At 62.8% G+C, this 23,316-nt stretch carries 26 protein-coding genes; 8 read left to right on the top strand and 18 right to left on the bottom strand.

All coding sequences use genetic code 11. The annotated features are described in order from the left end of the window. Window positions 1-3: 3 nt before the first annotated feature. Window positions 4-1,896 (bottom strand): sigma 54-interacting transcriptional regulator, encoded by a 1,893-nt coding sequence (locus C8K66_RS00725; protein ID WP_108524031.1) that lies wholly within the window; start codon window positions 1,894-1,896, stop codon window positions 4-6. A 364-nt stretch (window positions 1,897-2,260) separates the two neighbouring features. Here C8K66_RS00725 and C8K66_RS00720 point away from each other — a divergent pair, with 364 nt between their 5' ends. From C8K66_RS00720 to C8K66_RS00680, 8 genes are all read left to right on the top strand, one after another. Then, on the top strand, window positions 2,261-2,743 hold the full coding sequence (locus tag C8K66_RS00720; RefSeq protein WP_039012830.1) for an MSMEG_0572/Sll0783 family nitrogen starvation response protein: 483 nt from the start codon (window positions 2,261-2,263) through the stop codon (window positions 2,741-2,743). A 107-nt stretch (window positions 2,744-2,850) separates the two neighbouring features. Continuing rightward, window positions 2,851-3,807 carry a Nit6803 family nitrilase gene (locus C8K66_RS00715; protein ID WP_046383296.1) on the top strand — a complete coding sequence of 319 codons (957 nt, stop codon included), beginning with the start codon at window positions 2,851-2,853 and terminating at the stop codon, window positions 3,805-3,807. Next, a complete protein-coding gene (locus tag C8K66_RS00710; protein ID WP_046383295.1) occupies window positions 3,800-4,900 on the top strand; it encodes an MSMEG_0568 family radical SAM protein in 1,101 nt (366 codons plus the stop codon). The genes C8K66_RS00715 and C8K66_RS00710 overlap by 8 nt, the downstream gene beginning before the upstream one ends. 14 nt (window positions 4,901-4,914) lie before the next feature. Next, window positions 4,915-5,475: an MSMEG_0567/Sll0786 family nitrogen starvation N-acetyltransferase gene (locus tag C8K66_RS00705; protein ID WP_046383294.1), complete on the top strand. Its 561-nt coding sequence runs from the start codon at window positions 4,915-4,917 to the stop codon at window positions 5,473-5,475. Continuing rightward, complete coding sequence (locus C8K66_RS00700) at window positions 5,468-6,487, top strand: sll0787 family AIR synthase-like protein (protein WP_046383293.1); 1,020 nt, start codon at window positions 5,468-5,470, stop codon at window positions 6,485-6,487. The genes C8K66_RS00705 and C8K66_RS00700 overlap by 8 nt, the downstream gene beginning before the upstream one ends. A gap of 1 nt (window position 6,488) precedes the next feature. After that, a complete protein-coding gene (locus tag C8K66_RS00695; RefSeq protein WP_046383292.1) occupies window positions 6,489-6,815 on the top strand; it encodes an MSMEG_0570 family nitrogen starvation response protein in 327 nt (108 codons plus the stop codon). Window positions 6,816-6,848: 33 nt separating this feature from the next. Beyond that, the gene (locus C8K66_RS00690; RefSeq protein ID WP_108524030.1) at window positions 6,849-8,105 is read left to right on the top strand and encodes an MSMEG_0569 family flavin-dependent oxidoreductase; all 1,257 of its coding nucleotides are present in this window, start codon (window positions 6,849-6,851) and stop codon (window positions 8,103-8,105) included. Between the two features lie 80 nt (window positions 8,106-8,185). Beyond that, window positions 8,186-8,698: a hypothetical protein gene (locus C8K66_RS00680; RefSeq protein ID WP_158276036.1), complete on the top strand. Its 513-nt coding sequence runs from the start codon at window positions 8,186-8,188 to the stop codon at window positions 8,696-8,698. Window positions 8,699-8,846: 148 nt separating this feature from the next. On the opposite strand, the gene hypE is transcribed toward C8K66_RS00680, so the two are convergent. From hypE to C8K66_RS00595, 17 genes are all read right to left on the bottom strand, one after another. After that, window positions 8,847-9,914: a hydrogenase expression/formation protein HypE gene (gene hypE, locus C8K66_RS00675; protein ID WP_108524028.1), complete on the bottom strand. Its 1,068-nt coding sequence runs from the start codon at window positions 9,912-9,914 to the stop codon at window positions 8,847-8,849. Continuing rightward, complete coding sequence (gene hypD, locus C8K66_RS00670) at window positions 9,911-11,047, bottom strand: hydrogenase formation protein HypD (protein ID WP_108524027.1); 1,137 nt, start codon at window positions 11,045-11,047, stop codon at window positions 9,911-9,913. Before hypD ends, hypE begins: the two co-directional genes overlap by 4 nt. Next, window positions 11,044-11,277 (bottom strand): HypC/HybG/HupF family hydrogenase formation chaperone, encoded by a 234-nt coding sequence (locus tag C8K66_RS00665; RefSeq protein ID WP_017845603.1) that lies wholly within the window; start codon window positions 11,275-11,277, stop codon window positions 11,044-11,046. The genes hypD and C8K66_RS00665 overlap by 4 nt, the downstream gene beginning before the upstream one ends. Continuing rightward, window positions 11,268-12,431, bottom strand: coding sequence for a hydrogenase maturation protein HypF (locus C8K66_RS00660; RefSeq protein WP_108524026.1), 1,164 nt, complete (start codon window positions 12,429-12,431; stop codon window positions 11,268-11,270). The genes C8K66_RS00665 and C8K66_RS00660 overlap by 10 nt, the downstream gene beginning before the upstream one ends. Then, entirely contained in the window at window positions 12,424-13,437 is a 1,014-nt protein-coding gene (gene hypB, locus C8K66_RS00655; protein WP_108524025.1) for a hydrogenase nickel incorporation protein HypB, read from the bottom strand. The genes C8K66_RS00660 and hypB overlap by 8 nt, the downstream gene beginning before the upstream one ends. Window positions 13,438-13,460: 23 nt before the next feature. Further along, on the bottom strand, window positions 13,461-13,808 hold the full coding sequence (locus C8K66_RS00650) for a hydrogenase maturation nickel metallochaperone HypA (RefSeq protein WP_108524024.1): 348 nt from the start codon (window positions 13,806-13,808) through the stop codon (window positions 13,461-13,463). Beyond that, entirely contained in the window at window positions 13,801-14,883 is a 1,083-nt protein-coding gene (locus C8K66_RS00645) for a HoxV (protein WP_046383284.1), read from the bottom strand. Before C8K66_RS00645 ends, C8K66_RS00650 begins: the two co-directional genes overlap by 8 nt. Then, entirely contained in the window at window positions 14,880-15,383 is a 504-nt protein-coding gene (hybE, locus tag C8K66_RS00640) for a [NiFe]-hydrogenase assembly chaperone HybE (RefSeq protein ID WP_108524023.1), read from the bottom strand. The genes C8K66_RS00645 and hybE overlap by 4 nt, the downstream gene beginning before the upstream one ends. Then, window positions 15,370-15,600 carry a rubredoxin gene (locus C8K66_RS00635; protein ID WP_017845597.1) on the bottom strand — a complete coding sequence of 77 codons (231 nt, stop codon included), beginning with the start codon at window positions 15,598-15,600 and terminating at the stop codon, window positions 15,370-15,372. Before C8K66_RS00635 ends, hybE begins: the two co-directional genes overlap by 14 nt. A gap of 7 nt (window positions 15,601-15,607) precedes the next feature. Continuing rightward, complete coding sequence (locus tag C8K66_RS00630; protein WP_052743351.1) at window positions 15,608-16,501, bottom strand: hydrogenase expression/formation protein; 894 nt, start codon at window positions 16,499-16,501, stop codon at window positions 15,608-15,610. After that, the gene (locus C8K66_RS00625) at window positions 16,498-16,980 is read right to left on the bottom strand and encodes a hydrogenase (RefSeq protein ID WP_017845595.1); all 483 of its coding nucleotides are present in this window, start codon (window positions 16,978-16,980) and stop codon (window positions 16,498-16,500) included. The genes C8K66_RS00630 and C8K66_RS00625 overlap by 4 nt, the downstream gene beginning before the upstream one ends. Next, window positions 16,977-17,351 (bottom strand): HypC/HybG/HupF family hydrogenase formation chaperone, encoded by a 375-nt coding sequence (locus tag C8K66_RS00620; protein WP_017845594.1) that lies wholly within the window; start codon window positions 17,349-17,351, stop codon window positions 16,977-16,979. Before C8K66_RS00620 ends, C8K66_RS00625 begins: the two co-directional genes overlap by 4 nt. Window position 17,352: 1 nt before the next feature. Next, the gene (locus C8K66_RS00615) at window positions 17,353-17,988 is read right to left on the bottom strand and encodes a HyaD/HybD family hydrogenase maturation endopeptidase (protein WP_046484246.1); all 636 of its coding nucleotides are present in this window, start codon (window positions 17,986-17,988) and stop codon (window positions 17,353-17,355) included. 20 nt (window positions 17,989-18,008) lie between these two features. Continuing rightward, complete coding sequence (gene cybH / locus C8K66_RS00610) at window positions 18,009-18,692, bottom strand: Ni/Fe-hydrogenase, b-type cytochrome subunit (protein WP_046383281.1); 684 nt, start codon at window positions 18,690-18,692, stop codon at window positions 18,009-18,011. A 61-nt stretch (window positions 18,693-18,753) separates the two neighbouring features. Continuing rightward, window positions 18,754-20,610: a nickel-dependent hydrogenase large subunit gene (locus tag C8K66_RS00605; RefSeq protein WP_108524021.1), complete on the bottom strand. Its 1,857-nt coding sequence runs from the start codon at window positions 20,608-20,610 to the stop codon at window positions 18,754-18,756. 6 nt (window positions 20,611-20,616) lie between these two features. After that, window positions 20,617-21,717, bottom strand: a complete 1,101-nt coding sequence (locus C8K66_RS00600; RefSeq protein ID WP_017845590.1) for a hydrogenase small subunit — start codon at window positions 21,715-21,717, stop codon at window positions 20,617-20,619. Between the two features lie 435 nt (window positions 21,718-22,152). Continuing rightward, window positions 22,153-23,208, bottom strand: coding sequence for a HoxN/HupN/NixA family nickel/cobalt transporter (locus C8K66_RS00595; RefSeq protein ID WP_057004039.1), 1,056 nt, complete (start codon window positions 23,206-23,208; stop codon window positions 22,153-22,155). Window positions 23,209-23,316: the final 108 nt, after the last annotated feature.

Below are 23,316 nucleotides of genomic sequence, written 5' to 3'. Positions count from 1 at the left end.
GGATCAATCGAGCGCCATTTTTTTCAAGCGTGATGCCAAGGTCGTCGGCTTGATCCCCAGCAACTGCGCGGCACCGTCCTTGCCGAACATCTTGCCGCCGCAGGCCGCCATTGCGGCGCTCAAATTATCCCGCTCAAGTGTGCGCAACTCCTGCTCGGTCATGATCCGTACATTGTCCTGCGCCGCGGCCACCTGCGTGGACGTCGCGGTATTGGGCAGGTCGATGTTCAGTTCCGCTCCGGTCGCGGTAATCAACGCGCGCTCGATGACGTTTTGCAGTTCGCGGATATTGCCTGGCCATTCGTAAGCCTGCAGGCGCGCCATGTCGCCCTTGTTCAAGCGATGACCGGGCATGTTCAAGCGGGCACCAATGAGCTGGAGAAAATGCGAGGCCAATAATGGCACATCGGCACGACGCTCACGCAGGCTCGGGGAGTGAACGGGGAATACATTGAGCCGGAAAAACAGGTCTTCGCGAAAGCGCTTGGCCTGCACTTCCGCACGTAAATCGCGGTTGGTGGCGGCAATGATCCGTACATCCACACTGCGGGTTCGTTCCTCACCGACCCGTTCGAACTGCCCTTCCTGCAACACACGCAAGAGTTTGCTCTGCAACTCCAGGGGAATCTCGCCAATCTCATCCAGAAACAAGGTGCCGCCGTTGGCCAGTTCGAAGCGGCCGACACGATCACGTACCGCCCCGGTGAACGCGCCACGCAAATGGCCAAAGAATTCGCTTTCAAACAGCTCTGCCGGAATCGCCGCACAGTTGACCCGGATCAGCGGCTGATCCCGACGCTTGCTGGCCTGGTGAATGGCCCGGGCAATCAGTTCTTTACCTGTGCCTGATTCACCGTGGATCAGTACGTTGGCATCGGTCGGGCCAACCACATCTATCTGCTGGACGATCTTCAGAATCGGCTCGCTCTGCCCGACGATATCGCGGTAATTGTGCTCAATATGAATTTCCTCCTGCAGGTACGCGTTCTGCTCTTCGAGTCGCTGCTTCAGGGTCTTCAATTCAACCAGCGCGTTCTGCAACTGCAACTCGGTGGTGCGCCGCTCGGTGATATCACGAAACACCACCACCGCCCCGATGATGCGGCCGTCACTGATTACCGGCGTGCTGGTGAACTCCACGGCAAACGATGTGCCATCGCGCCGCCAGAACACCTCTTGCCGGCCCTCGTGCACCATGCCGTCATGTACGGCCTTGTAGATCGGACAGTCCTCCACCGGATAGTGGGCGCCATCGGCATGCGTGTGGTGATGGATACGATGGATATTCTTGCCGATCATTTCTTCGGGCGCCCAGCCCAACATGCGGGCGCCGGCTGGATTGACGAAGGTCGCCAGCCCATCGCTGTCGATGCTGTAGATACCATCGCCCACCGAACTGAGCAGTAGTTGCTTGTCACGCTCGGTCTCCTGAAACAGGTTCAGGATATTGCGCCACTCGATAAGGCCACCACGCATGGTGCGCTCGGTTTCAGCCTGATCGCGCTGGTAGCGCTGCTGACTCTTTTCACGCAGCACCAGGATCAGTTGCTGTACGCCCTTGACCAGCAGGCGGGTGGCGGAGATTTCCAGCTCGATCCGCTCGCCACTCTTGCAATTGCAACTGAGTTCATCGGTCCAGCCCCGCCCTTTGTCCATGACCGCCTGGGTAAACACGATCAAGTCCGCCAATTGGTGGCCGAACAGCTTGCTCACGGGAAACTCCAGCAGCTCCTGGCGCGGGTAGCTGAGCAACTGGCAGGCCGCGATGTTCAAGTCCACGAAGCGGTCGTTATAAGGGTCGAGTAACGCAATGGCTTCGGCACAGTGCTCGAACACCATATGACGTGAGGGGTAGGCCAGGTCGGTCCAGCCGTCGAGGGAGTCAGTGTCACGCATGCTACGAAGTCCCGTAATTACCAGGTTTGGCCAACCTCACTTATACGGAATTTCGTAACCCACCGACAGTCCCAGTTCACCCTGAAAAAGCCGGTTCAGACCTCCGTTCAGGCGCGGCCAAAAACTACGAATATTCGTTAAAACCAGTACGAATATTCGTACATCTACGTAATTAAGTAGTGTTCCGCGCAACCTCAATTGATCCTTTTCCCATCGTATAAAAAATAAATATCGATATTTATCAGTTAGATAAGCAATAACTCAGTAGGTCACGCACAACCTGGCACGCCCTTCGCTCTCTGTCTCTCGACGACTCGCCGATTCCGGCCGTCGATGCCAGCCATTCAGCACTGCGGAGTAAGACATGCCAAATGTAGAAATTGCCCACTATCAGGACGGTGACTTTCTGGTCAATTACGAGGAGAAAGTCTTCGAGGACGTCAAAGCCGAACCGGGCGAAAAAGCCTTGCTGACATTCCACACCATTGCCTTTGAAGGCTCCATTGGCCTGGTCAACATGCTGCAAGCCAAACGCCTTCTGCGCAAAGGCTTCGAAACCAAGATCCTGCTCTACGGGCCTGGCGTACAACTGGGCGTGCAACGCGGTTTTCCGACCCTGGGCGCCGAAGCCTTCCCTGGGCATCTGGCCGTCAACAACCAGATCAAGGCATTCATGGCCGAAGGCGGTGAGGTGTACGCCTGCCGCTTCGCCTTGCAGGCCCTGTATGGCCAAACCGAGAAAGCACTGATCGAAGGTATCCGCCCCATCAACCCGCTGGACGTGATGGACCTGCGCCTGCTGATGCGTCGTGAGGGCGCCATGATCATTGATACCTGGACGGCTTAACGCCCCCCTTCTGAAAGGAGCGTGCGGTGGCAACCTTCCGTGCCATCGCCGACACCGAACGCTCAAGGCCATTGAAACGTCGATCATCCCTGACAGGATCCCATCACATGCCAACTATTCGCGCCGCAGCCGTTCAGTTCAGTCCGGTGCTGTATTCCCGTGAAGCCACGGTCGCCAAACTGTGTGACACGCTCCTGGACTTGGGTCGCAAGGACGTTCAGTTCGCGGTGTTCCCGGAAACTGTGGTGCCTTACTACCCTTACTTTTCTTTTGTGCAACCGCCCTTCGCCATGGGCAAGGAGCATCTGCGCCTGCTTGAGCAAGCAGTCATCGTGCCCTCTGATGTCACTCGGCAAATAGGTGCAGCGTGCCGCGAAGCCGGTATCGTGGCCTGCATCGGCGTCAACGAGCGTGATGGTGGCACGCTTTATAACGCCCAGTTGCTGTTCGACGCTGACGGCACGCTGATCCAGCATCGCCGCAAAATCACCCCCACCTACCACGAGCGCATGGTCTGGGGGCAAGGCGATGGCTCGGGGTTGCGCGCCACCGACAGTGCGGTCGGTCGCATCGGCGCGCTGGCCTGCTGGGAACATTACAACCCGCTGGCGCGTTATGCGCTGATGGCCGACGGCGAGCAAATCCATGCTGCGATGTTCCCAGGCTCACTGGTCGGGCAGATCTTCGCAGACCAGATCGAAGTCACCATCCGCCACCATGCGCTGGAGTCCGGTTGTTTCGTGGTCAACGCCACCGCGTGGCTGGACCCCGAGCAACAGGCGCAGATCATGGCCGACACCGGCTGTGCCGTCGAACCGATTTCCGGTGGCTGCTTCACCGCCATTGTCTCGCCAGAAGGGAAATTGCTTGGCGAACCGCTGTGCACTGGCGAAGGCGCGATCATCGCCGACCTCGACTTCGCGCTGATCAACAAACGCAAACGCATGATGGACTCGGTCGGTCATTACAGCCGCCCCGAGCTGCTCAGCCTATTGATTGACCGGCGCGTCACCGCACATGTGCAAGAGCGGCGCGAAAGCGTCGAGGACGCGCTCCATGAATAATCTGACTGCGTCCTCGCCCGACAGCCTGCTGTTGAACGCATTGCAATGCCACGGTGTGCGCTGGCAAGGTGCCGACGGCCTCACGCGCAAAGGCGGCGCAGGCCCTTCGGACCACAAGGCGCTGACCCTGGGCGAACACACCGCGATGGTGCCGATGCTCAACCATGCGTCGCAAAACTCCCCCTACTCCGCCGTGCCTGATGCGTCGGGAGCTCAAGCGCTGATCTTTCGCGAAGGGCTGCAGGTGGGCCAGGTGCAGTTGCCGGGCATCCCCAACTTCTACGCCCTGAACACCGAAGACGGCACGCCCTACTGGAAAATCGCCACCCTGCACAGCAAGGATGTGCTGGCCACGACCGTTCTACAGCACTGCATTCGCATGAACGAGGCCGCCACGGCCTGCCAGTTCTGCGCCATCGGCCATTCCCTGGCATCGGGCAAAACCATCGCCCGCAAACGCCCGGCGCAATTGGCGCAAGTGGCCAAGGCCGCGGTGGAGCTCGATGGCGTCAAGCATATGGTCATGACCACGGGCACGCCGCTGACATCCGATCGCGGCGCCGCCATTCTGTGCGAGTCGGCGGCGGCCGTCACCGCCGCTGTCGACCTGCCGATCCAGGCCCAGTGCGAACCGCCGGATGACGATGCCTGGTTCATGCGGCTCAAGGACAGTGGCGTGGTATCGCTGGGCATGCATCTGGAGGCGGTCACTGATGCCGTGCGCCAACGCATCATGCCGGGCAAGGCCCAAGTGCCGCTGGAGCGCTATTTCAGCGCCTTCGAAGCCGCCGTCAACGTGTTCGGGCGCGGCCAGGTGAGTACCTACATCCTGGCCGGGCTGGGCGACAGCGAAGAGGCGATTGTGCAGATGAGCGAGCGCCTCGCCCACGCCGGCGTTTACCCGTTCGTTGTGCCGTTCGTGCCCATCGACGGTACCCCGCTGGCCCATCACCCCAAGCCCGACAGCGCCTTCATGCAGCGGCTCTACCCGCGCATCGGTGCCAGCCTGCGCAAGCACGGCCTGCACTCGGAGAACATCAACGCCGGCTGCGCCAAATGCGGCGCGTGCTCGGCCCTGAAACATCACGAGTAACGGGAGCCGTCAGCATGCCAACACAGACCTTTGCCCTGATCGACGATACGTTCGCCGACTTCCTCGCCGATGACCTGCTGGTCAAGCCCGCACTGGCCACATGGGAGCGTCAGGACTACTACACATTACGCCGCGCGGTGTTTTCCGACGAGCAGCAATTACTGGCTCAGGACCGCGACGAAAAAGACTTTCAGGCGATTCCGATCGTTGCCGTGGCGCATCACTGCGGCATGCCCGAACGGGTGGTCGGCGCGGTACGCATCTATGAAACCGAACCGGGCGTCTGGTACGGCGGACGTTTGTGCGTGGAGCGCGCTTACCGACGCCACGGCATGATCGGCAAGGCCCTGATCAATGAGGCGGTGTCGCGTGCGATCGACCTGGGCTGCCACACCTTTCTGGCCACCGTGCAACAGGCCAACGAGGGCTACTTCCTGGGCCTGCACTGGCAAACCTTACAAGCAATCGATGTGTTCGGACACGCGCACTGCCTGATGCAGGCCCAACTGGACTGCTACCCCTTCATGCCTCGCAACGTGGCACTGCCGCCACGCAAGGTGGTGCGGCATGGCTGACCCGCAGACCACCCTGCACGATCTGCTCGCGGCACTGCGCAACTCACCGGCCATGCTGGCCAAGCAAGCCATCGGCCAGGCGGCAGCGGCACAGCCGAGCCAGGGCGCCAGCGGCGACGACCTGTACGCGTTGCCCGGTGATGACACTGCGGCTATCCGCTGCGGCGATCAGTACCAACTGCTGGCCATCGAAGGCATGATCCCGGCGTTTGTCGAACAGGCGCCGTGGTTCGCCGGTTGGTCGGCCGTTATGGCCAATGTCAGCGACATCACGGCCATGGGGGGGCGCGCCACTGCCGTGGTCAATGCCTATTGGCACCATGACCAACAGGCCACCGACAGCCTGTTGGCCGGTATCCGTGACGCCTGCGCGGCCTACGGCCTGATCATGGCCGGCGGTCATACCAGCCTGGCGGCCGGCAATCCTGTGGCGCTGGCAGTCGCCATCACGGGCTGGGCGCGCAATCTGCTCTCGACCCTGCACGTCGCGCCAGGCCAACTCATCGTCATGGCGGTGGACCTGGATGGCCAGTGGCACGGTAACGCGCCCTATTGGAAAGCCTTCGAGAACGTGCCCGCCGCTCGTTTGCGCGAGAAACTCGAGGTGATCCCACGCCTGGCCGAAGCCGGCCTGCTGCTGGCGGCCAAGGACATCAGCAACGCCGGGATTCTAGGCACCCTGCTGATGCTGCTCGAACCCACCCACTGCGGGGCGCGGGTTCACCTTGAAGCGCTGCCCATCCCGGTTGACACGCCGATGGAGCGCTGGCTGCAAGCGTTCCCCAGTTACGGCTTCCTGCTCACGCTTGAGCGCGAAAACCTCGCCGCCGTGGAGGCTGCGTTCGCCGCTCAAGGCATTCACTGCGCCTGCATCGGCGAGGTCGATGACAGCGCCCGGCTGCAAGTGATTCAAGGCCAGGAACAGGTCGAGTTCTGGAACTTGGCCAGCCACGCTTTTACCGGATTCAGCTATCGCGAATTCGCTCACCCCGTTTTGTTAAAGGAGCACTGACATGCCCGCCGTGAACATTCGCCTGCGCTGGCCCGATGGCCAGGAAAGCAACACCTATTCACCGTCAACGACCATCTACGAGCACCTCCAGGAAGGTTGCACGTATCCCATGGCCGAATTTTTACAGCGCGCGGAAACCGGTTTGAACGCGGCCTCGGAGCGCGTCAAACAGGTCAAGGGTTTCTACTGCAGTTCGGCAATGGACAGCCTGGGCGGCCTGCGTATGCGGGCGCGCAACTTCGCCGACCCGCACGCTCAGGTCGAGGTCGTGGAAATCAAACATCAGGGCACCGGCACGGTTCATTACTCAGGCTTCGGCGACATCTGACGGCGCTGTTCATTTTTTCAAGAGGACCTCAACATGACTCACTACACCACCATCGTGGTCGGCGGCGGCCAGGCCGGCCTGTCGGCCAGTTACTACCTGCAACAACAGGACATTGATCACGTAGTCCTGGAAAAACATACCCTGACGCACACCTGGCGCAGCCAGCGCTGGGATGCCTTTTGCCTGGTGACGCCGAACTGGCAGTGCGCCCTTCCAGGCCACCCTTATACGGGTGATGCGCCCCATGGTTTCATGACAAAAGATCAGATCATCGATTACCTCGACGGTTTTATCGCCAAGGTCAACGCCCCGACCAAGGAAGGGGTTACGGTACAGCGCATGACCGCACGCCCTGAAGGCGGCTACCTGCTCAATACGTCCAAGGGCGACTTCACCGCCGACCACGTCATTATCGCCAGCGGCGGCTATCACACGCCGATCATTCCGCGCCTGGCCGAACGGTTGCCGGCGCAGATCACGCAGATTCACTCCGAGCAGTATCGCAACCCGCAGGCCTTGCCCGAGGGCGCCGTGCTGGTGGTGGGTTCCGGGCAGTCCGGTGCGCAAATCGCCGAAGACTTGCATCTGGCCGGGCGCAAGGTGTACCTGGCCGTCGGCGATGCGCCGCGTTGCGCGCGCTTCTACCGTGGCAAAGACGTGGTCGACTGGCTGGCGCAGATGGGTTACTACGACATTGGGGTGGACACTCACCCGCTTCGCGAAGGCGTGCGCGACAACACCAACCACTACGTCACAGGGCGTGATGGCGGACGCGATATCGACCTGCGCCGCTTCGCCCACGAAGGCATGCAATTGTTTGGCAGGCTCGAAAGCCTGGAAGGCACCACGCTGAAATTTGCCTGCGACCTGGGCGCCAACCTGGAGGCCGCCGACGCGGTCTACAATCGCATCAACGCCAGCATTGACAAGTACATTGCCGAGAACGCGATCGATGCACCAATCGGCACGCCCTACACGCCGCTGTGGGCGCCGCAAGAAGAGCGAAGCGAACTGGAGCTCACCGCCAACGCCATCACCAGCATCATCTGGTGCATCGGTTTCCAGCCGGATTTCAGCTGGGTCGATGTGCCCGTCTTCAACGGCCGCAGCTATCCCGGCCATACCCGTGGCGTTACCGCTCGGCAGGGCTTGTACTTCCTCGGCTTGCCGTGGCTGCACACCTGGGGCTCCGGGCGGTTTTCCGGGGTGGCACGCGATGCTCAATACGTGGTGCAACACCTGGCAGCGACAGGCCTGTGCCAGGAACGGCAACAGACAGCCGCGCGCTGAAAGCGCTTTGCCCAATTGGCGCAGCAACATGGGCCTTGGGGGTGGCCCATGTCGGTTGAGTTGAAAACCGGCGCGGTTGATTGGCTCGCATACACGTGCTGCGCAAACTCGGCGATGGCGTCGGCCATTGCACGAGGCTGCTCGGGCGCCATGGCGCGTCCGGCGTTGGCGATTGTTTTGTGTTCGACCTGCCGCAAAGCGGCGCCCTGACGCCGGTGCAGAGCAATGCGGCCAATACGCTGCGCGATCTGGCGCGTGCGGTCGCCGGCAGCTGGAACGTGCGCCTGGTCGACAGCCACCCGGATGCGCGCCTGCAGGCCCCGGACACCGATCAGTTCAGCTTCCAGGCGCGGGTCACCGACCGGGGTGGGCCGCAGACCAGTCGCGAAGTCGCCAGTCTCGGCTTGACGGCACTGAGCGCCGGCGTCGGTCCCGACGGGCAATGGCCGCAGGTCTGGGCATTGACCGCAGCGGGCTCGATCCTGGTCCAGCGCAACCAGAAACTGCTGGGGGCCGACGGGCCCTCGACCAATCCGGCGTTCGTGTTCCAGACCGACCGGGCTGGAGCAACGTTGACGCCGCTCAGAGGATGATGTGCGGCGTGACGGCTGCACATCCGAGGGGGCTCTCACCGTCCTGCCGTTTGTCAGCCTTCCCCCCTGCCGACTTGGCAGGGTTGCGGAACGCATGGCGGCAACTGGAGGATGCCGCCGTTCGCTGCTGACTCAAGGCTTCAGGGCCTCAGCAGATTCTCGGCAGTTGTTCGCCCGACAACCAGTCCACCACCCTGCGCCCGCCGAATCGGGTCTGCATCTGCACGAAACCGTGGGCGTCTTCAAGGACCGTACCGATACGCACCGCATGTTCGCCCAACGGGTTGAGGCGCATACAGTCGAGCAGCGGCTGGGCGTCTTCTTCGGCGCAGATTGCGATCAGCTTACCCTCGTTGGCGATGTACAGCGGGTCCAGGCCCAACAGTTCGCAAGCGGCCTCAACCTGCGGCTGCACGGGAATCGCCGCTTCGTCCAACAGCATGCCGACTCCGGACTGACCGGCAATTTCGTTCAGCGTGGTCGCCAAACCGCCTCGGGTCGGGTCGCGCAGTACGCGCAGGCCGGGAGCGACCGCGAGCATCTGCGCCACCAAGCCATGCAGCGCCGCACTGTCAGACAGGATTTCGGTCTCGAACGTCAGCCCTTCTCGCTTGGACATGATCGCCACACCGTGTTCGCCGATGCTGCCGGACACCAAAATCGCATCACCGGGGCGTGCGCGATGCCCGCCCGTGTCGACCCCGTTGGGGATAATGCCGATGCCGGTGGTGCTGATGAACACGCCGTCGCCACTGCCGCGTTCCACGACTTTGGTGTCGCCGGTGATGATCGGCACCCCGGCATCGCGGGAGGCGCGGCCCATCGACTCAACGATGCGCTTGAGGTCAGCGAGGGCAAAGCCCTCCTCGATGATGAAGCTGGCAGAGAGATAAAGCGGCCGCGCGCCGCCCATGGCGACGTCGTTGAGGGTGCCATGCACAGACAAGCTGCCAATGTCGCCACCGGGGAAAAACAGCGGCGACACCACGTGTGCGTCGGTGGCCATGACCATGCGTTCGCCGGGTTTGAGTTCCGGGCTGAAGGCGGCGCCATCGTTGCCCTGGCGCAACCACGGGTTGTCGAAGGCGGCGACAAATAGCTCTTCGATCAACTGCGCCGAAGCGCGCCCGCCAGCACCGTGGCCCATATCGACCACGCCGTCGCGAAAATTGAGGGGGCGTACATAACCGCGTTTTACGGGGGAACGGCCGGTCATACTGCAACAACCTCGATGTCTTTATAGCGCCCGTAGGCGTAATGAGCGGCGCAAGCGCCTTCGTTGGAGACCATGCACGAGCCCATGGGGTTTTCCGGGGTGCATACGCTGCCAAACAGGCGGCAGTCGGTGGGCTTTTTCTGGCCGCGCAGGATCGGCCCGCATTCGCAGGCTTTGTTATCGGCCACGGCGCGGTAATGCAGGTCGAAGCGTTTTTCTGCATCGAAGGCGGCGAACTCTGCGCGAATGCGCAAGGCGCTGAACGGCACCTCGCCAAGCCCGCGCCATTCGAAGCTCTCACGCAGTTCGAAGATCTCGTCCATCAAGGTCTGGGCGGCGCTGTTGCCGTTGCGGCCGACGGCGCGGACGAATTCGTTTTCGACCTCGGCGCGCCCGTCGTTGACCTGGCGCACCAGCATCAAAATCGCCTGTATCACGTCCAGCGGTTCGAAACCGGCAATCACCACCGGCTTGCGGTATCGGCGGGCGAACTCGGCGTAGGGTTCGGAGCCAATGATGATGCTCACATGCGCCGGGCCGACGAAGCCGTCCAGTTCCACCGCCGCCGGATCTTGCCCGGGGGCGGCAAGGATATGCTCGATGGCCGCCGGGGTCAGGACATGGCAGCACAGCACGCTGAAGTTTCTCAGGCCGCGAGCGGCGGCGTCGCGGATCACCAGGGCGGTCGGCGGCGTGGTGGTTTCGAAGCCAATGGCCAGGAACACCACTTCACGCTCGGGGTTGGCCTCGGCGATTTTCAGCGCATCACTGGGCGAGTAGATCATGCGGATATCCGCGCCTTGTGCCTTGGCGCGCAGCAGCGAGAGGCCACCGGACGCCGGCACGCGCAGGGTGTCGCCATAGCTGCAGAGGATCGCTCCGTCCTCCAGCGCCAGCTTCACCGCCAGGTCAATACGCCCAATCGGCAAGACACACACCGGGCAGCCGGGGCCGTGGATCATGCGGACATTGGCGGGCAGCAAATCGCTCACGCCGTAACGCGATATCGCATGGGTGTGGCCGCCACAGAATTCCATGAAGCGGTATTGGCGTTCCGGCCGGACTTCGTCACGGATGCGCTCGGCAATGCGTTGTGCCAGTTCGCCGTCGCGGTATTCATCGATGTACTTCATAGGGCTTCCGGTTGCAGGCGGTCCAGTTCTTCGAACATGGCCAGGGTCCGCTGGGCTTCTTCGGGGTCGATCAGGCCGAGGGCGTAACCGACGTGGACGATCACGTAGTCGTCGACCTGGGCTTGCGGCACCAGCGCCAGGGAGATTTCCTTGCGGATACCGCCCAAGTCGACGAGTGCGTTATCGCCGGCGCGCAATTCGATCACGCGTGCGGGAATGGCTAGGCACATGCTTGGGATTCCTTCAATGGCAAAGCGGGTTGGCGCTGCGGGTCGCGCCAGTGCGCGGCAACCCAGGCTTGACCCAGGGCCAGCCCGGCATCGCCGCAAGACACAGCCTGCGCGCTGAAAACCGCTAAGCCCCTGGCGCTCAATCGTTGCGTGAGCCGGGCACTGAGCAGGCGATTGGCGAAGCATCCGCCCCCGAGCAGCACCGGCAGCGTGGTGGATTGGTGCTCGACCCAGTCGGCGAGAGCGGCGGCCAGCGTCAGGTGAAACAGCGCCGCGCCTTCTGCGCTGCGTGCGCTGTCGGCGAGTTCGAACAGGCGGGTCAGCAGCGGGAGCAGATCGAGCACGCCGTCAGCGCGGAGATGCCACAGGCCGTCGATGGCGGGCTCGGCGTGGGTTGCCAGGTATTCAGCGGCCAGACGCTCCAGGGCAATGGCGGCCTCGGCCTCGAATTGTTGACGCACGCTGATGCCGAGAATCCCCGCAGCGGCATCGAACCAACGGCCGGCGCCACTGCTCGGCGGGCAGTTGAGATTGCGCGCGAGCATCTGCGCGACAGTGTTCGCGCTTTGTTCGCCGACCAGCGGCCCGAGCCGCCTGAGGATTTCATCGTCGCGCCCCAGCAGGTGCAGCGCCGCGGCGGCCAGGCGCCAGGGTTCGCGGGCGGCCACATCGCCACCGGGCAGCGGCAGTGGCAATAGATAACCGAGTCGGCGCCAGGCATCGCTGGCCACCCAGAGCAACTCGCCGCCCCAGGCTGCGCCATCGCTGCCAAGGCCCACGCCGTCCAGCGCCAGGCCGAGTACCGGGCCGTCGAGGCCATGTTCGGCCATCAGCGCGGCAATGTGCGCGTGGTGATGCTGCACGGCTACGGCGGGCACGTTGAGTTTTTCCGCCAGCGTCACCGCCAGTTGCGAGCTATAGAAATCCGGGTGCAAGTCATGGGCGATGGCTTGCGGCGTGACTTCAGCGCACGCCAACAGAACGTCCAACGACGCCGCCAGGTCCAGGCAGCTTTGCGGGTCGCCCAAGTCACCGTGGAGTGGCGACCACAGCACCTGATCGCCCTGCAACAGGCAGGCGGTGTTCTTCAGCCACGCGCCACAGGCCAGCACCGGCGGCCAGACCTGCGCGCCAGGCAGTTTTTCGCTACGCATGCGGGGCCTCCACCTGAGCTTTGAGGCGGGCCAGTTCAGCTTCCAGTTCGGCGATGCGCGCGGCGCGGCGGTCAACCGCGGGGGCGCCGGCCAGCAACCAGTCGAGCCAGGCATCCAGCCCGGTGCCGTCGCGGGCGCTGAGCTGGATGATCTGGATCTGCGGGTTGACCTGTCGCGCATAGTCCAGGCAGCGCTGCACGTCGAAATCCAGGTGCGGCAACAGGTCGATCTTGTTGAGGATCATCAGGCGCGCTGCGGCGAACATGTCCGGGTACTTGAGGGGTTTGTCTTCGCCCTCGGTCACCGACAGGATCGCCACTTTGCCCGCCTCGCCCAGATCCCAGAGCGCGGGGCAGACCAGATTGCCGACGTTCTCGATGAACAGCATGCCGGCCGGCTCACCGCCGTCATGGGCGTGATGGCTGTGTTGATGCTGTTGAGTCTGTACGTGGGCGTGCGGCTGCTGATCAACGTGGCTATGCACAAACGACTGATGCGTGTGACCGGCGGCGTGCAGCGCGTCGTGCAGCGGCAGGCGGCTATAGGCTTCGGTGATCATCCGGGCATCGAGGTGGCAGCCTTTGCCGGTGTTGATCTGGATCGCGGGTACGCCAGTTTCGCGGATGCGCTCGGCGTCGTGACGGGTTTGCTGATCGCCCTCGATCACCGCCAGCGGCAAGTCGGCGCGGCGCTGGCGCAGGGCCATGAGGGTGCTGCACAACAGGGTGGTCTTGCCGGAACCGGGGCTGGACACCAGATTGAGGGCCAGTACGCCGTGGGCGGTGAAGTTTTCCCGGTTACGCGCGGCGTGCCGGTCGTTTTCGCCGAGGATGTCTTGCTCCAGGCGGATGGTGCGGGCCTGGCTCATGCCGGGCACTGAAACCCGCGCCTGACCCGCGCCGTAATGCAGGTCGCCGGTAGCGTCGACCTGCACATCGCTATCGGTGGCCGGAGCTTCGGTCTTGTCGTGTGAATGTCCGGTTCCGCAACCGCAGACGACGCACATGGTGTACCTCCAAAATCAAACGATTAATGATCCTCGACCTTCAGGTCGAGGATGCGCAATTCAGTCCCACCGGTGGGTTGCAGCCAAAAGCCGCCGCATTGCGGGCAGCCGGCGCCGCGCTCGATCAGCGGCACGCTGATGGCGCAATCCAGGCACCAGGCCTGGCCCGGCGGTTGTTCAATATCGATTTGCGCACCGGCCAGCAAGGTGCCGGGTGCCAGTGCTTCAAGGGCGAAACGCAGCGCCTCGATTTCAACGCCGGCCAGCTTGCCGGCCTCCAGGCGCAGGCGGCTGACCCGCACGAACGGATCGCGCCTGGCCGCCGCCTCGACGGCGCTGAGAATGCCGCCCGCCAGACTCACTTCATGCATGAATAATGTCCTCGCTCGGTACGGCTTCAAGCTCAAGGGTGAAGCCGATGCACGGGTCGAAAGCCGCGATCAACAGCTCAGCGCGACGTCGCGTGGCCGGATCGCCGGCTGACATCGTCGCCAAACCCTGGGCCAGCGCGCCGTGGGGATGAAGGTTCCATTCGGTCGGCGCGATGACCTGATAGTCGCGGATCAACACACCGGCATTCATTCGCTCCAGACAGACCCGGTGCAACAACAGGCCGCGCGACGTTTCGCTCCAGGCCAACGCCTCGTCGGGCCCCAGCGCCAATGCGCCGAGTGCCAAGCCAGCGGGCTGTGGCAGCGAGAGCCGCGCCAGTTCGGCGAGGCGCGCGCCCAGACGCAGCCAGACGCTGGCGTAGCGTTGGGGGTCGGCCTCACGCGCGCGGGTCCAACTGCCCGTCTCACAGGGTAGCCCGAAGGCCACCGGATGCAACGCAAAATCGCTGGCCTCTCGCAGTTGGGCGGCCACCACCTGCAGCGCTTGGGTGTTGCCGGCCAGCGACAGGGCATGCACCGGCAGTTGCAGGGCGTGGGCATCCTCGCGGCAATCGGCCAGGGCGTGCGCCAGCCAATGATCGCTGCGCTGGCTCCACTCATCGAGCGCGCTGAACGGCTCGGCGTCCCACCGTTCAAGCCATTGCGCCACCGATTCGCCCAGCCAGGCGGCCATCGCCTGTTGCGGGGCGTGTTCCCAGGCATGCAGTAGGCTGAGATCGGGGCGCACCGACGGGTTACCCAGCAACCGCGGCCATTCGAGCAGCATACGCCGCACATGCTCGCGGCGGGTTTCGGCCTCCAGCATGCGCTGGGTGTTGGGGTCGATGGGGGTTTCGCCATGCAGTGCGGTGTCGACGGCCAACGCTGCGGTCAAGCGGTGCGCTTGCCCGCACAGGCTATAGAGCAACGGCAAGTGGTGCGCGGCGGTCTGTGGCGGCTGGCCGCGCAACAAGGTGGCGGCCAGCGCCGGACGCCCGCCGACAATCGCGGGCTGCTGGCCGGGACGCACCCGCAATGAGCCGCCGAGCCGCGCCAAGCTTGCCATGGCGGTCATTGCGCGCCCCCGGACACGCGTCCGAACAGCAAGCCACGGCGGCTGATGGCCGGGCGTTCGGGTGCGCGTTCGGGCGCGTCCCGCAACAGCGCCAGCACCTGTTCGGCGGTTTGCCGGGCCGCGTCCTGATCGGCAAATTCAAACATCGGTGAAAACAGCGAACAGCTCTCGTAGCCACCGATGTCTTCGCCGTCTGCGCCAATGAAGGTCAGGCACTGCCCGCCAAATTGATGTTCGCCTGACGCCCCCTGAGCCAGGAGTGTGCCGCGGTTCTCCGGCAGCCAGATCAGGTTCATGAACCAAGGGCTGATCAGAACACCCAGCACCCCGGCTGCGGCGTTTTCCCCGGCGATTTGCGCGCTGAAGCCCACCGCCTCGACCGCCAGCTGTTGATTGAGAAACGGCAACCCGCGCATGCGTGTCTCGGCGATGCCCTGGAAGTGCGCGCACAGGGTTTGTGCCTGTTGCGCCGGGCCGTCTTGGCGCTCAGACAGGTTCATCGATCACCATGAACTGCTCGGCATCGCCATCGCAATTCGGGCAACGCCAATGTTCCGGCAATGCGGAGAACGGCGTACCCGGCTCAATCTGCCAGACCGGGTCGCCGTCGCGCGGGTCATACACCCACCAGCAGATTTTGCATTCCAGGCGGGTGGCGTCGCTGATCCGGGCGTTGTCGCCGCCGTAGCTGCCTTCGAAGCCGGTTTTTTCGTTCATCGTGACCTCACTGCCCTTCGAACCACTGGATAACGTCTTCGAAGCGCTCCAGTGAGTCGGCCAGGTCTTCGGGGGCGGCGCAGATCACTTCCGGCAGGTCGGTGATTTCGATGGTGTCGAGGATCTGCGCATCCTGTGAGTTGAAGTACGTGATGCGCCAGCAGTTCTGGATCCGGGTCGCGCTGATCAGGCAATTGCCATAGCCACGGGCCAAGGCGCGCACCGGGCCGGCGGGCAAGTAGGCGTCGAGGAAGGCGATGTCCTGTTCGGACAACGGCAGCAAGGTCAGGTTGATGACATGCACCTGATCGCCGGGTTGCCAGTGTTGGCTGCGGTCTTGTACCTCGGTCAGGATCGCCGGGGCGTTCATGACGCCCAGCGGCAACGCTGACGACAAGTCGAAATCCGCCGGTCGGGCCGCCGCGCGGGCATTGCCGCGCAGTTGCGAAGGCGCGGCGCCCACTTCGACGTGATCGTAGCCCTGGCCGTAGATGCGCCATACGCCGGCGAAGATCGATTCCTGGATACGCAACGACGGCTGCGCGGCAATGATCGCGCTGACCTCGCCTTCGCCCAGCAATTGGTCGAGCAGCTTGCGGTCGCCTGTTTCCAGGCCACTGAGGTCGACACTTTGCGTGGTCAGGCCGTTATTGCAGTCGCGCAGGCATTGCAGCAACGCTTGCAACGCGTGCCGCGCACCGGGCAGCGCCGCAAGCTCTTCAGGTTCGGGCAGCACCGGAATGCTATGGGTATACATGCCCTGAGGCATGCTGATGTATTCGAGCACGTCCTCATCGTCGGGTTGCGAGCCGGGGCCAATATCCACCACGGGGATGTAGTTCAGCGGATCGAACTCCACGGCGTGGCTTTGTGCATCGCGGTGATTGGCATCGTGGTTCATTGGCAACCTCCGGGGGCGCTGACCGGGGCACCGGCAAGCAATGGAATGCGCGCGTTGCTTTGGCTCACGGCAGCTTCCGCCAGGCGCAGGTATTCGTCCCAGTCGAGCATGCCGCTGAAGGTGCTGACGTAACCCGCATCGCGCAGCCACACCAGCGACGGCCAGCGGCGCACGGCAAAGCGCGCGGCGATGGCTTCTTCATCGGCGCGACCGACCACGCCCAGGCGCAGGCTCAATTGGTGGCGGCGCGCGATTTCCACGCGCAGTTCCGGCAACACCACGGCCACGTCCAGGCATTCGGGATGGCGTACCGGGTCACCGCACAGCAGCAACAGGCAGTCGCCCCCTTCGGCAAGCCAGGCATCGAGGTTGTCGGCGTCGATCCAGGTCGCGTCGAATTGCTCCACCAGCCGGCTGATCAAGGCCGGGATGGCGGGTGTCACGGGAATGGGCGCCATGAAAACAGCGGAGTCGCTCATGTGGGGTCCTTGACTGACGGTTGAGGTGGGGTGAGCGCGGCAGGCGCAAGGGGTGGCGACGCGTGGCCCAACAAGGCCGCCAGTTGCTCGGCGTTCATGGCCGAGGGCAGGCTGAAACCCGGCACGCTGTCGGGCTGCGGGGCCGTGCCGAACAGGGCCGCTTCGAGCAGGCGCAGGGTGGAGTCGATTTCGCTGGCGCGTTGGGCGTCGAGGCGTTCACGGGCGGCGTCGAGAAAGATCAACAGCCAGTCGCCGACCGCACACGGGCCGACCAGTGACAGGTCGATACGGCGTTCTTCGCCGTGGCGGTCGCGGCAGCGGGCGAAGCCCAACTCGGCCGCGATCACTTGCATGGGCAATCCGATGCACATATCAGGCGCGCCTGGCGAGGATGCGTTCGTCGCCGATCCGGCAGGCTTGCTGTTCGGACGGGCGTTCGTTTTCGTAGCGTTGCAGCTCGAGGTGCGGCAGGGTCACCGCCTCTTCACCCGCGAGTGGCGAGGCGCGCTTGTGCGGTGCCGCGCCCCAACCCTCGAGCACGCGCAGCGCCTCATCCAGCGCACCTTCCATGGCGGCCCTGACGCTGGGGCGCAGGCTGCCGCCGTAGTCCATCATGTTTTCCGGCTGGCAACCGATCAGCAGCACGCGTGTCGGGTAATGGCCGGTCAGTTGCGCGAGCATCAGCACCTCCTGAAAGCCGGTCTGGTGCAGGCTGAGCTTTTTGATGCCGAGGAATTTGGGGACATCGTCGTCGGCGATGAACTTCAGTTCGCCAGGCGCGAGGTTGTAATCCACGGCGTCGAAAATCAGCAGGTAATCGGCTTGCTGGACATGCTGGATCAAGTACAGGCCTTGCGTGCCGCCATCGATCAGCGCCACGTTGTCGGCGAACTCATAACGCTGTTGCAAGGCTTCGACGCAACGAACGCCGAAGCCTTCGTCGGCCCACAGGAGATTGCCGATGCCCAGCACAGTGATCTGCGGCAGTGTCGGTTGGAGAGGACTCATGGCGGTTTCTACCATTCTGGTCATTTTTTAAAGGTCTTGTAGCCGGAAATCATTGCCCCGACCAAGCTCAGGCGCCCGTTGATTTCTTCGCGCACGGCGGCATAGATGTGGAACATGACGAATAGCACAATCACCCACATGCCCAAGTGATGCAGGACATGCACATTGTTGGATTGCCCCAGCAGCGGCAGTACCCAACCGAAGGTGCGTTCCTGCCAGGAGCCCATTTGCGCGCCTTCGCCATACAGCGCGAAGCCGGTCAGGATCATGAACAGCGAGGACAGCAAGAAGATGAAAAACATCGCGAAACGCGACAGCGGGTTGTGGCCGAACATCGGTTTTGGCGTCGGCCCGATGAACAGGTAGTAGCGCACCCAAGCGAGCATGTCGGTCCAGTAGACCTTGCTGGTCAGCGGCACCGAGAACAGTTCGCGGGCGTGATGATTGCCCACCAGCGCCCAATAGGCGCGCCCGATCATGGCGATGGTGAAAATGTACGCCGCGCTGAAATGCGCAAAGCGGATGTAGCCCATCACGAAATGGTCGCTGGCTTCGCCCGGTTGGGTCGCCAGCGGCGAACCGATCAGGTAGCCGGTGATGGCCAGCACCACAATGCAGGCGGCATTGATCCAGTGCCACAGGCGCACGGGCGCCTCGTACACGTATTCCGACGCGTCGAGGGGGCTTTGAGTAGGTTGGGTCATAGCGTCACCTTTGGATGGGCAGGCGCCGTGGCGCCTGCCGAATGCAGCGTTGAACAATCGATCAACTGACCTTGACTGTGCTCAGCTCCGCGCCGTCCTCGCTCATCACGTGGGTGGCGCAGGCCATGCAAGGGTCGAAGGAATGCAGCGTGCGCAGGATTTCCACGGGCTGATCGGGGACGGCCACCGGCGTGTTCATCAGCGCGGCCTCGAAAGCACCGATCTGACCCTTGGCGTCACGCGGGCTGCCGTTCCAGGTGCTGGGCACGACGCACTGGTAGTTCTCGATCTTGCCGTTCTTGATCCGGATCCAGTGGCCGAGTGCGCCGCGTGGCGCGGCAACGATGCCGACCCCTTTGGCCTCGGCAGGCCAGGTGGACGGGTCCCATTTTTCGACGTTGGCGGTGGTACGGTCGCCGTTGCGGATGTTGGTCATCAACTCGTTCCAGTCGTCGACCATCATTTCTGCGCAGTACTCGGCTTCCAGGGCGCGGGTCAGCGTTCGGCCGATCGTGCTGGGCAACAGTTGCTTGGCACTGAGGTTGGTTTCCGCCAGGCCCAGGGCTTTTGGCAAGTCGAGGTTGACGGCTCGCAGCGAACCTTCCAGTTGTTCCTTGACCCGCTGGCAATGCGGGTTGCCTTTGAGGGCATGGGCATAGCCCAGGATGTAACGCGCCAACGGCCCGACTTCCATGGCGTGGCCGCGCCAGCGCGGCGATTTGACCCACGAATATTTGGCGCTTTCGTCGACTTCTTCGATGTTGGTGCGGGTGCCCTTGGTCTTGGCGCCCAGCTCGTAGTTCGGCTCGGTGATGCCGTCCCACGGGTGCAGGCCCTTGTCGTTGTCCGGGTAGTTGTACCAGGAGTGGGTCACGAACTCTTGCACTTGCTCGGGATCACGCGCGTCGACAGGCAGGATTTCGTCCCAGTTGCCGTTGAGGATCGCCCCGCCCGGCAATTGGTTGGTGCTGTCGTCGTAATTGACCTTGGCGTAGGTGCCGTAATCCATCACGTTGGTCGCCGACAAACCGCCGCCGTGCAGCCAGCCTTTTTGCTTGTAGATAGTGCCAATGGCCAGCACGTCCGGCACATACACGTTGCGGCAGAAGGTCAGCGCTTCGTCGATGCGCGCCCGCACGAAGTTCAGGCGTTCCATATTCAACGGCGCACCGGCGGCCAGGTCGCCATCGATATTGATCGCGCAGGGCACGCCGCCGACCAGGTAGTTGGGGTGCGGGTTCTTGCCACCGAAGATGGTATGGATCTTCACCCACTCTTTCTGCAGGTCGAGGGCTTCAAGGTAATGGGTCACGGCCATCAGGTTGGCTTCAGGCGGCAGTTGGTAAGCCGGGTTGCCCCAGTAACCATTCATGAACGGCCCGAGCTGACCGCTTTCGACGAACTTCTTCAGACGGTTTTGCACGTCGCGGAAATAACCCGGCGAAGACAACGGGTGAGCCGGCGAAACGGTCTGCTGCAATTCCGAGGTGCGCTTGGGGTCAGCCTTGAGCGCAGACACCACGTCCACCCAGTCCAGTGCATGCAGGTGGTAGAAATGCACGGCGTGGTCATGGACTTGCAGGGTCTTGGCCATCATCTCGCGAATCAAGTGCGCGTTCGGCGGGATGCGAATGCCCAGCGCGTCCTCTACCGAGCGCACCGAGGCCAGCGCGTGGCAACCGGTGCAGACGCCGCAGATGCGTTCCACGAATGCCCAGGCGTCACGTGGGTCGCGGCCCTTGAGGATGACTTCGAGGCCGCGCCACATGGTGCCGGTGGAAACGGCGTTGCGGATAACGTTGTTGGCATCGAGGTTGACCTCGACGCGCATGTGGCCTTCGATACGGGTCACAGGGTCGACAACGATACGTCGGCCTGTGTTGTTGAGGTCGAAACCCTGAGTCGAATAGGTGCTCATTGGTGCTTATTCCTGTCTTGTCGCTGGGGCGTCGGGCGAGGTAGTGGGCGCTTTGCCGTTGCTGGCGCGTTTGAGGGCGGTGACGGCAGCGTGGGCAGTGATCGCTGCGCCGACGGTGACGCCGGCAACCAGGCCGATTTCGTCCGCGTTCGCTTCAACGCCAAACTGGTTGATGCCGCTCAAGTGCTGATAGAACGAGCCCTTGTCCCAGAACCCCTCCTCCGAACAACCGATGCAGCCGTGGCCGGACTGAATCGGGAAGCTGGTGCCGCCATTCCAACGCACGGTCGAGCAGGCGTTGTAGGTGGTCGGGCCTTTGCAGCCGACTTTGTAAAGGCAGTAGCCCTTGCGCGCCGCGTCGTCGTCCCAGGACTCGACGAACTGACCGGCGTCGAAGTTCGGACGGCGGTAGCACTTGTCGTGAATGCGCTGGCTGTAGAACATTTTCGGCCGGCCCTGACGGTCCAGCTCAGGAATGCGGTCGAAGGTCAGCATGTAGGTGATCACCCCGGTCATGACTTCGGCGATCGGCGGGCAGCCCGGCACTTTGATGATCGGTTTGTCGGTGATGACCTTGTGAATCGGCACCGCCTGGGTCGGGTTCGGCTTGGCGGCCTGTACGCAGCCCCAACTGGCGCAGGAGCCCCAGGAAATGATCGCCTTGGCATCGCGTGAAACGCGCTTCAACTGCTCGACGAAGGGCTTGCCGCCAATGATGCAACTCATACCGTCCTGGTTCAGTGGCGGGTTGCCCTCGACGGCCAGAATGTAGTTGCCCTTGTACTTGGTCATGACCTCGTCAAGGATCGCCTCGGCCTGATGCCCGGCGGCGGCCATCAAGGTGTCGTCGTAATCCAGGGAGATCATCGACAGCACCACGTCCTTGGCCAGCGGATGCGCGGAGCGGATGAATGACTCCGAGCAACAGGTGCATTCCAGGCCGTGCAGCCAGAGGACTGGCGTGCGTGGCTTGTTCTCCATGGCCCAGGCGATTTTGGGCATGAATGCCGGGCCCAGCCCCAGCGACGTTGCGGTCAAGGAACAAAACTTGAGAAAGCTGCGGCGCGAGATGCCTTGTCTGCGCATCACCTCGTAAAACGTTTCCATTACTTTATTTCTCCTCCCCGAGAAGGTGCTTCAACGGGGGCTGCACTCGGTGTGTTGGAAATCTGTGCCCGACCAGGTGAGTCAGGCGCCATGCCGTCGGCTACAAAGGCCATCAGTTCTATGGGGTGTTGAGGCTGCAGCCTGGGCATGATTGCGACGGCTGCTGGAAACATGCGGGTAACCCATGACGTTCAGTTATCTGGTAAGTACAAGACCTGTGCCATTTCGCCGCGGTGTAGATAAATTGCTTACTAATTAATTTATCTATCTGTTTTTAAAGGACTTTTACTTTTTTACCGAGCGCATTGAGACACCTTGTAACAAACCTCAGCTGGAATGTTTGTTTCCACTATTTATGCAGCCTGGAAACCATATGTCCGGCTTGGCAAGTGGCTGGCGAGAGAACCTCGCCAGGCGCTGAAAGGAAGAGAAGGCTCAGGCGGGCGTCGCGTCCAGGCGGTCGTAGCCCTTGAAGCGGTAGAACAACACGGAAACGGCCCAGGTCAGGATGAATATCCCGACGATCAGGTAGCCGATCATGCCGAAGTTGTCGGTCAGCGCAGTGATGAAATCCCACACACCGCCGTGCAGATCCCAGCGCGCCGCGATCAGCCCGAGCACTTCCACCCCGCCCACCAGCAATGCCACCAACACCGACATGGACGTGATGGTCAGGTTGTAATAGAGCTTGCGTGCCGGGTTGACCAGTGCCCAGTGGTAAGCACCGGTCATCATCACGCTGTCGGCGGTGTCGACCAGCGCCATGCCGGCCGTGAAGAGCGCCGGGAACACCAGAATCGACCAGATCGGCAGGCTCTGCGAGGCTTGCACCGCAGCGATCCCCAGCAGGCCGATTTCCGTGGCGGTATCAAAACCCAGGCCGAACAGCAGGCCCAGCGGATACAGGTGCCAGGGACGGCTGATCAGGCGGAACAGCGGGCGCAACAGTCGGGCGATGGGGCCACCGCCGGTGAGTATCGCGTTCATTTCTTGCTCGCCGATCCGTTCGCCGCGCCGCACGCGGCCAAACGCCTGGTACACCGAGCGCAGGATGAGCAGGTTGATCAACGCCACCAGCAACAGGAAGGCGGCAGACACCGAGGTGCCAATCAGCCCGCCAAGGCCGTGAAAGGCTTCGATTTCGCTTTTGAACGCCGTGGCCGTCAGTGCGATGCCGAGCGAAGCCAGGATTACCACGGTGCTGTGCCCGAGCGAGAAAAACAGGCCGACACTCGCGGTTTGTCGGCCTTCCTGGATCAGCTTGCGGGTGGCGTTGTCGATGGCGGCGATGTGATCGGCATCCACGGCATGGCGCAGGCCGAAGCTGTAGGCCAGAAAGGCGGTGCCGAGCAACAGCGGATAGTCATGGAAGGCCGTGAAAGCCCAGGCCCAGGCCAGCAGGTTGGCAGCGACCAGGCCGGCAAAAATGGCCAGGACGCGATGTTTGAACGTCAAAGGCGCACGAGTCGGTGAAACAGGATGCAAGGGCATGCGAACTCCAGAAAGATGGGTTCAAGTATGAAGAAACGAAAAAACCTCATACAAACCCTGTGCCAGTTTGCGTGCCGAGTACCATTCAGGCGTGGTCGGGCGCTCGCA

The sequence above is a fragment of the Pseudomonas sp. GV105 genome (assembly GCF_003058185.1).
Classification (GTDB): Bacteria; Pseudomonadota; Gammaproteobacteria; order Pseudomonadales; family Pseudomonadaceae; genus Aquipseudomonas; species Aquipseudomonas veronii.
Note: the sequence above shows the minus strand (reverse complement) of the source record. Positions and strands in the feature narration are given on the sequence as shown.

Coding starts and splice junctions, on each gene's coding strand:
- C8K66_RS00615 (WP_046484246.1), bottom strand. CDS start 17,988: ATGAGTCCTCTCCAACCGACACTGCCGCAGATCACTGTGCTGGGCATC.
- C8K66_RS00630 (WP_052743351.1), bottom strand. CDS start 16,501: ATGAACCACGATGCCAATCACCGCGATGCACAAAGCCACGCCGTGGAG.
- C8K66_RS00635 (WP_017845597.1), bottom strand. CDS start 15,600: ATGAACGAAAAAACCGGCTTCGAAGGCAGCTACGGCGGCGACAACGCC.
- C8K66_RS00645 (WP_046383284.1), bottom strand. CDS start 14,883: ATGACCGCCATGGCAAGCTTGGCGCGGCTCGGCGGCTCATTGCGGGTG.
- C8K66_RS00720 (WP_039012830.1), top strand. CDS start 2,261: ATGCCAAATGTAGAAATTGCCCACTATCAGGACGGTGACTTTCTGGTC.
- C8K66_RS00695 (WP_046383292.1), top strand. CDS start 6,489: ATGCCCGCCGTGAACATTCGCCTGCGCTGGCCCGATGGCCAGGAAAGC.
- C8K66_RS00725 (WP_108524031.1), bottom strand. CDS start 1,896: ATGCGTGACACTGACTCCCTCGACGGCTGGACCGACCTGGCCTACCCC.
- C8K66_RS00625 (WP_017845595.1), bottom strand. CDS start 16,980: ATGAGCGACTCCGCTGTTTTCATGGCGCCCATTCCCGTGACACCCGCC.
- cybH (WP_046383281.1), bottom strand. CDS start 18,692: ATGACCCAACCTACTCAAAGCCCCCTCGACGCGTCGGAATACGTGTAC.
- C8K66_RS00650 (WP_108524024.1), bottom strand. CDS start 13,808: ATGCATGAAGTGAGTCTGGCGGGCGGCATTCTCAGCGCCGTCGAGGCG.
- hypD (WP_108524027.1), bottom strand. CDS start 11,047: ATGAAGTACATCGATGAATACCGCGACGGCGAACTGGCACAACGCATT.
- hypB (WP_108524025.1), bottom strand. CDS start 13,437: ATGTGCGTCGTCTGCGGTTGCGGAACCGGACATTCACACGACAAGACC.
- C8K66_RS00660 (WP_108524026.1), bottom strand. CDS start 12,431: ATGCGTAGCGAAAAACTGCCTGGCGCGCAGGTCTGGCCGCCGGTGCTG.
- C8K66_RS00620 (WP_017845594.1), bottom strand. CDS start 17,351: ATGTGCATCGGATTGCCCATGCAAGTGATCGCGGCCGAGTTGGGCTTC.
- hybE (WP_108524023.1), bottom strand. CDS start 15,383: ATGAACCTGTCTGAGCGCCAAGACGGCCCGGCGCAACAGGCACAAACC.
- C8K66_RS00705 (WP_046383294.1), top strand. CDS start 4,915: ATGCCAACACAGACCTTTGCCCTGATCGACGATACGTTCGCCGACTTC.
- C8K66_RS00690 (WP_108524030.1), top strand. CDS start 6,849: ATGACTCACTACACCACCATCGTGGTCGGCGGCGGCCAGGCCGGCCTG.
- C8K66_RS00715 (WP_046383296.1), top strand. CDS start 2,851: ATGCCAACTATTCGCGCCGCAGCCGTTCAGTTCAGTCCGGTGCTGTAT.
- C8K66_RS00710 (WP_046383295.1), top strand. CDS start 3,800: ATGAATAATCTGACTGCGTCCTCGCCCGACAGCCTGCTGTTGAACGCA.
- C8K66_RS00595 (WP_057004039.1), bottom strand. CDS start 23,208: ATGCCCTTGCATCCTGTTTCACCGACTCGTGCGCCTTTGACGTTCAAA.
- C8K66_RS00605 (WP_108524021.1), bottom strand. CDS start 20,610: ATGAGCACCTATTCGACTCAGGGTTTCGACCTCAACAACACAGGCCGA.
- C8K66_RS00600 (WP_017845590.1), bottom strand. CDS start 21,717: ATGGAAACGTTTTACGAGGTGATGCGCAGACAAGGCATCTCGCGCCGC.
- C8K66_RS00700 (WP_046383293.1), top strand. CDS start 5,468: ATGGCTGACCCGCAGACCACCCTGCACGATCTGCTCGCGGCACTGCGC.
- C8K66_RS00665 (WP_017845603.1), bottom strand. CDS start 11,277: ATGTGCCTAGCCATTCCCGCACGCGTGATCGAATTGCGCGCCGGCGAT.
- hypE (WP_108524028.1), bottom strand. CDS start 9,914: ATGACCGGCCGTTCCCCCGTAAAACGCGGTTATGTACGCCCCCTCAAT.